The following is a 6,722-nucleotide window of genomic DNA, read 5'->3' as shown; positions in this document are numbered from 1 at the left end:
AAAATTCTAAAACAATATCAAGACAAACATGGAATATCATTTTTTATAACCACTGGAAATCATGATCCATCAGGTCCCTTTGCTCAAGAGTCTGGCAAGAGTGATTTTATGGGACAAAATGGTAAAAACCAAGCAATCTTTAGTCAAGCCGATTTGCACAAGGTAAATTTAGAAAAAGAAGACCCGCTAGTACTTTCATCAGATGTAATGAAATTGGGTTATGAGGGAATTATGAAGGAACTAAAGTCTTTTGGTTTTTACCCTAGCAAAAACTATATATTTTGGGCAACACCATTTTCGAATTATACTACTGAAAATTATGACTTTTCGAAAGCAGAAAATGCGGCTACGTTACACAATCGGCAATACGAAATTGCAAAAGGCTACACAATTCCTGATGTAAGTTATTTAGTTGAACCTGTCGCAGGTTTGTGGTTATTGGCAATTGATGGTAATGTATATATTCCAAAGTCTGATGATGGTAAAAACACAACTTCATCTGCAAGTTATGGAGAAGCGAGCACGGGCTACAATAATGTTTTGTCTCACAAAGCACATTTATTAAAGTGGATAAAATCAGTATCGGAACAAGCAAAAAAGCAGGGTAAAACACTGATTGCATTCAGCCATTTTCCCATGATTGATTTTAATGACGATGCCACAAATGATCTAAAGGAATTATTAGGTAAAAATAAATGGCAACTCAATCGCGTACCTGATGATGCTGTTGCAGAACAGTTTGGCGATGCTGGTTTAAAAATACATTTTGGTGGACACATGCATATCAATGACACGGGAGTGCGTAGGAGTGCCAACGGAAACCAATTGGTAAATGTTCAAACACCTTCCCTTGCAGCTTACATCCCTGCTTACAAACTGTTGACTATTTCGTCTGATAGTATTGCTACTGTTGAAACGGTGACAACAGACGAAGTGCCTCGCTTTAACGAGCTTTTTGATTTATATGAAAAAGAATACCAATTTCTAAAAAATACAGGATCAAAAACAGTATGGAATCAAGACATATTAAAAACAAAAAATTACCATGAATTCACAGATTTCCATTTGAAAGAATTGGTTCGGTTACGCTTTATGGCAGACTGGCCCAAATCGTTTGCCGATTTTCTTTCGAATACGAATGGAGCTGATTTAGTAATCCTTTCCCAAATAAAATCCAGTAATGATCTAGAAGAAATTATTACAAATAAAAAATCAAAAACTGCGCAGTGGCAGGAGGCAGAAGAGAAAATTGCAGCCCTTATACAATCACAAAATTTGAATATTGAAGATTTTAAAAAGTGGAAGGGTACTGATTTATTTACAGATTTTTATCGACTACGCAATGCAGATAAATTAGCGATAGGCGATATTGGATTTGAAAAAATAAAACAATATAAATTACTAATCGATTTGTATCTAACGGCTAGAAACGAAAATAATGTGAATCCTCAGCGCCATCAACTGTATTTATTCTTAAAGATTTTTAATAATTTTATGAATGGAGCACCAGCAGATCATTTTTCAGTTAATTTAAAATCGGGTGCTATCGATGATTTGAATAAGTAGGAATACAAATAAAAAAGAGAGACAATTATCTGTTGATAGCTTGTCTCTCTTTTTTATAAATTTTTATTTACCGTTGACTGGATTTTTTCGAACATAACTACCATCGTCAAAATTTACCTTGTAAGTAGAATCAAAAAGTTGACTTGGCATATAGTAATCTGTAGTAATTATTTGTGCTCCAGATTTCTTAGCTTCTTCAAATCGACTGTAATCATTAGTACGTGCTTCTTTTGTATCTGCATCAGCGCGGGTTCGTATCAAGTATCCCTTTTCGACCAAATCTTTTATAGTCGCATCTTTGGGGTCGTTTCTAAATAAGGTTGCCGCTTCAGGCGTTCCTGGTTCCGCATTGATAAAGAGTACAGCACTTTTAAGAGAGGGATGGTGTTCTGCGTACATTGTTTTTTTGGCTCCATTGTTATCCATGATAAACAAGAATTTTCCTTGTGCATTTTTTAATGAAGGCCAATTGTGGTGTAAAACAGCTTCTTCTAATGTCTTGTATGAGCCACGTACATCATCAGGCGTAATGACTTTATCAGAACCTAAAGTATTTATAATTACCTGATCTAATTGATCAAATAAAGCGGTGGTAAATTCTTCAGGCTGGTTCTTAAAAAAATTAGGACCACCATCTTTTGGTTCTAAAGTGATAAAAACAGGAGTGTGATTTGGATTGTCATTGGACCAATTTTTTAATTCTTGTAAACACAGTTCTAATGTCAGACACGAAGTTCTAAAATCGATGTCAGGCATGTGCAACACTTTGAATCCTGGTTTATTCATGACTCCTTCAGGATCATAAGCTATTTTAGAATGCACTAGTTCTAAACCTTTAGGATGTGCATATTTTCCTCCTATGGTATCCGCATACACATCAATTTCTAAATTTCGTAAACCCATATATAATTGGTCTGTTATTGCGATGTGTTCGTATTGCAAACCTTGATAGGAGTTGGTAGTATCCCTTTTAGCAATCAAATTATAAAGGTCACTTTCGAGTGCTTGCCTGTAGCTGTTGTGAGAACCTATTACTTGTAGTTGGTTGATTTTCGAATTGCTATTTTGAGCGTGCAGTATGGCACCAAGTGAACAAGTGCTTAATAAGATAAGTGCTGCTTTTTTCATGATAAAAATTAATTTTAATAGTGCTAAAACTGACAGTAGTAAGTGGATGCCGAAAGTACCTATTTTGGGAATGTCCTGTGTTAAATCAAGAAAAAGAAATTGATAAGCAATTATTAGCAATTTTGCTAGAGTAATAGTGGTGTAGCAACCATTTCTTAATTTATTGTTAACACTCAGGCAAAAGTGGTTGACCATACATTTCATTCATTTGTGTGAAACAAAAACAGCCATTTAATTTTATGAAAAATCCTGAAAATTTTGAGAAGATCTATTTGTTATATTGGGAAAAACTTACTGCTTTTTCTTTTAATATGACGCAAGACATGGATGTCGCTCAAAACATAGTTCAAGACGTTTTTATAGATTTATGGGAGAGGCGACACAAACTCGAAATTACGGCAATAGAATCGTACTTATATAGAGCGGCTAAAAATCAAGTTTTTAAATATTATCAAAATAACCGATTTGATAAAACCATCATCGAAGACAAATTTGAAGATTACATCGTTGACAATTTTACTACAATTGATCCCGAGGTGATGGAGAAAATTTACGCCATGATTGAAAACCTTCCAGAAAAAAGAAAAGAAATTTTGCTTATGCATAAAATGCAAGACATGACCATTGATCAAATTGCGATAGAATTGTCTTTGTCGAAACAAACAGTGAAAAACCAAATTTCTTCTGCTTTAAAACACCTTCGTTTTGAGCTAAAAGATGTGTCTTGGATGGCGTCATTGCTAGTAATATCGTATAAATTTTTAAGATAACTTTCCCTTAATGGTTTGATAATATTCTCGAATAGTACGATTTTAAGTTTTCAGTACTTATAGGTAACACTACCAATTATGATGAGAAAATTGAAACACAGTTTAGAATATTTTACAAATAAGAGTCTGAACAAAAAGACCAGTCCGGCTGAGGAAGATGTTTTAGATTCTTTTGCTAAAGCAGCATATCAAGTAGCATCTTGGCATGAAGATAAAATGGGTAGCAGTAAAATAGTAAGACAAACTATTTATGAAAACATTTTACATAAAACGGAACGTAAAAGTAGTTGGAAATCGTACGCAATGTATGCGGCCGCAGCAAGTATTGTAGTGCTCTTAGGACTAAGTTTCTATAATAGTACTAGCACAATATCTGAAGAACAAAAACTATTTACGACATCAAACAGTTCTCAATCAATTCAACTTAGCGACGGATCAATTATTCATTTATCTGCGCATTCTACATTACAATATCCTGTAAAATTTACAGCTACAGAACGAAAGGTTTCTTTACTAAAGGGTAACGCTTTTTTTGAAGTAGCAAAAGATAGCGTGCATCCATTTATTATTTCCTCGGGAGCAATCAAAACAAAAGTCATTGGGACTTCTTTTCATATTCAATTAGCCAAAACAAAATGTATTGTAATGGTAAGAACAGGTAAGGTAGAGGTGAGTACAAAAAATCAATCCGTTCAATTAACTCCAAATCAAGAAGCTATATTTTCGAATAATGCTTTAAGCAAAAAGACAATGGAAGCCATTTTTGCTACTAATTGGTACGCTGAAAATATAACTATAAATCAAATGAGTTTGCATAAGGTCATTGAATTAATCGAATACAAATACGGAGTTACTTTTCAGTATATCAAAGGAGTTAACGGCGAAGGTCCTTTGACTGTTTTTATTGCTAAAGATGCAAGCCTAGAGAGCGTATTACAACAAATCAATTATATAACAAATTTAAAATTCAGTGTTTATGGCGAAACAGTAAAAGTGGAATAAAAAAAGCAGTTGCTACGAACAACTGCGATCAATAATTAAGTATCGAAATCAACCAATAACTTAAATCATGTATTTTAAAACTAACTATTTAAAAATAAAAAGTATCGTCTTTTTATTTCTAGCCTTACTGTCGTTTGAAAACGGAGTAGCAAAAGCATATCTTAAAGATCCAAATGTAAAAAATAAAGTAGAAAAAGCAACATTAGTCGCTATATTTTCAAAATTAAGTAAAAACACTGCTTATAAATTTAGCTACGGAGCCGAAGTGATTGCTGATGATACTATCTACCTAATTGAAAATACAGAGAAGCCTGTTCTTACAATTATAAAAGAACTTTCTCAGAGAGCAAATTTCAATTATTCGATAAATGGCAAATTAATTTTGGTACACAAGGAAAAAGCAATTAAAGTACAAAATGCCGATAAAATAACTGCAAAAGGTAAAGTCGTAGATGAAAATGGAATGCCTGTTCCCGGAGCAACAGTATTAGAAACAAATACTGCGAATACTACAATAACAGATTTTGACGGAAATTTTCAAATCACAGTCAACGAAGGTAGAACATTGCAAATATCGTATATGGGCTATCAAACAAAAACAGTTATTGCATCAAAAAGTTTTATAACTGTGAATTTAGAACCTGATACCGCTGAGTTGAATGAAGTATTAGTGGTAGGTTATGGTAAACAGTCAAAAAAGGATGTTACTGGAGCAGTGACCCAGCTTGACGCTTCTAGTTTTAGGGAAGGGGTTGCAATATCAGCAGATAACTTAATTCAAGGTAAAGTAGCTGGAGTGCGTGTCGTAAATACTAGTGGCGAACCTGGAGCGGGAGTAAATGTTACCATAAGAGGAGTAGGATCGATACGAAGTGGTAGCACACCTTTATTTGTAGTCGATGGAATTCCTTTATCAAATGATGATGTGAGTCCGTCAGGGAGTAATGTCGGTTTTGGAGCCTAGGCAGCTAAAAATCCTTTGAATTTCTTGAATACAAGTGATATTGAATCGATTACCGTATTAAAAGATGCGTCTGCAGCAGCAATTTATGGAGCTAGAGGTTCTAATGGAGTAGTGCTGGTTACTACAAAAAAGGGAATGAAAGGACAAGGTACATTAAATTTTGATTCGTATTTAGCCGTTTCAACCGTTGCAAAAAAATTGGATATCTTGAATTCAGAAGAATACAGAAATGCCATTAGTGACCCAGCTTTTGATCATGGAGGTAACACTGATTGGCAAGATTTAATATATAGAACTGCCATTACTAAGAATAATGCTTTGTCATTTGCAAAACAAACTGATTCAGGAAATTACTATGCGTCATTAGCGCAAATGGATCAAGAAGGAATTGTTAATAATAGTAATTTCAAACGTCTTTCAGCTAGAATAAATGCTTCAGAATCTTTTTTAGATAATAAAAGACTGAAAGTAAAAATGAATCTTACGGCAAGTGAGACTAAAGATGATGGTGTACCTACTAGTGATGATGGTGGTTCTAATGGGCAGTTGATTATTCATACTTTAATGGCAAATCCTACAAGGTCTGTCTATGATGAAAATGGGGATTTTACTAACTTTAATATGAATGCACATTACAATCCGGCTTATCTATTGAGTATTTATGAAGATGAGACGCGCAATTTACGAGTATTGGGGAATTTAGAAACTTCTTTTAGAATCGTCAACGGATTAGAGTACAAACTGAATTTAGGTATCGATCGATCACGTGCAAAAAGAAGCACAACAATCTATCCCAACTTAACCGATTTAAACCCGAACGGAAGGTATGTTCAAAACAACTTAGATTCTAAAAACTCTCTGATTGAGCATTACTTAACTTATAATTTAGCACTAGATAAACAAAAAATTGAAGTTTTAGGAGGATTCTCGTATCAAAAATTTGAGCGCTCAGGAACTAGTTTTAGCATTGATGGTATTGCAGCTCAGGGTACTGGAGTAAAACCAGCAATTAATCCTGGATTTGCAGGGATTCAATCAGGAGTATCAGGTTATGCACAAGAAAACGAGTTGCAGTCTTATTTTGGACGTGTGAATTACACTTTAAATGAAAAGTACCTTTTGACAGCGTCAATGCGTGCCGATGGATCTACTCGTTTTGGTACAAATAATAAATACGGTTATTTTCCTTCGTTTGCACTAGGATGGAATATTGCAAAAGAAAAATTTTTAGATGATGTCGCTGCTGTTGATAATTTAAAACTACGAAGCAGTTGGGGACAAACAGGTAATCA

The 6,722-nt window shown here is 34.2% G+C and carries 5 protein-coding genes and 1 pseudogene; 5 read left to right on the top strand and 1 reads right to left on the bottom strand.

What is annotated here, in order from left to right:
- Nucleotides 1-1,566: metallophosphoesterase (locus tag P8M54_RS03185; RefSeq protein ID WP_300285058.1), on the top strand; the 1,566-nt coding region annotated here is incomplete at its 5' end.
- 63 nt (nt 1,567-1,629) lie between these two features.
- Here P8M54_RS03185 and P8M54_RS03180 read toward each other — a convergent pair.
- Entirely contained in the window at nt 1,630-2,694 is a 1,065-nt protein-coding gene (locus tag P8M54_RS03180; protein WP_300285055.1) for a phosphatidylinositol-specific phospholipase C1-like protein, read from the bottom strand.
- Between the two features lie 239 nt (nt 2,695-2,933).
- Between P8M54_RS03180 and P8M54_RS03175 the strand changes: the two genes are divergently transcribed.
- The 4 genes and pseudogenes from P8M54_RS03175 to P8M54_RS16315 form a co-directional block, all read left to right on the top strand.
- The gene (locus P8M54_RS03175) at nt 2,934-3,464 is read left to right on the top strand and encodes a sigma-70 family RNA polymerase sigma factor (RefSeq protein ID WP_300285052.1); all 531 of its coding nucleotides are present in this window, start codon (nt 2,934-2,936) and stop codon (nt 3,462-3,464) included.
- A gap of 78 nt (nt 3,465-3,542) precedes the next feature.
- On the top strand, nt 3,543-4,466 hold the full coding sequence (locus P8M54_RS03170; RefSeq protein WP_300285049.1) for a FecR family protein: 924 nt from the start codon (nt 3,543-3,545) through the stop codon (nt 4,464-4,466).
- 67 nt (nt 4,467-4,533) lie between these two features.
- Nucleotides 4,534-5,430: a carboxypeptidase-like regulatory domain-containing protein gene (locus P8M54_RS16320; protein WP_366525114.1), complete on the top strand. Its 897-nt coding sequence runs from the start codon at nt 4,534-4,536 to the stop codon at nt 5,428-5,430.
- A gap of 24 nt (nt 5,431-5,454) precedes the next feature.
- Nucleotides 5,455-6,722: pseudogene (locus P8M54_RS16315) on the top strand (SusC/RagA family TonB-linked outer membrane protein); the annotation flags it as partial.

The sequence above is a fragment of the Flavobacterium sp. genome (assembly GCF_029242675.1).
Lineage (GTDB): Bacteria > Bacteroidota > Bacteroidia > Flavobacteriales > Flavobacteriaceae > Flavobacterium.
This window is presented reverse-complemented; position numbering and strand designations above follow the sequence as displayed.

Coding starts and splice junctions, on each gene's coding strand:
- P8M54_RS03180 (WP_300285055.1), bottom strand. CDS start 2,694: ATGAAAAAAGCAGCACTTATCTTATTAAGCACTTGTTCACTTGGTGCC.
- P8M54_RS03175 (WP_300285052.1), top strand. CDS start 2,934: ATGAAAAATCCTGAAAATTTTGAGAAGATCTATTTGTTATATTGGGAA.
- P8M54_RS03170 (WP_300285049.1), top strand. CDS start 3,543: ATGATGAGAAAATTGAAACACAGTTTAGAATATTTTACAAATAAGAGT.
- P8M54_RS16320 (WP_366525114.1), top strand. CDS start 4,534: ATGTATTTTAAAACTAACTATTTAAAAATAAAAAGTATCGTCTTTTTA.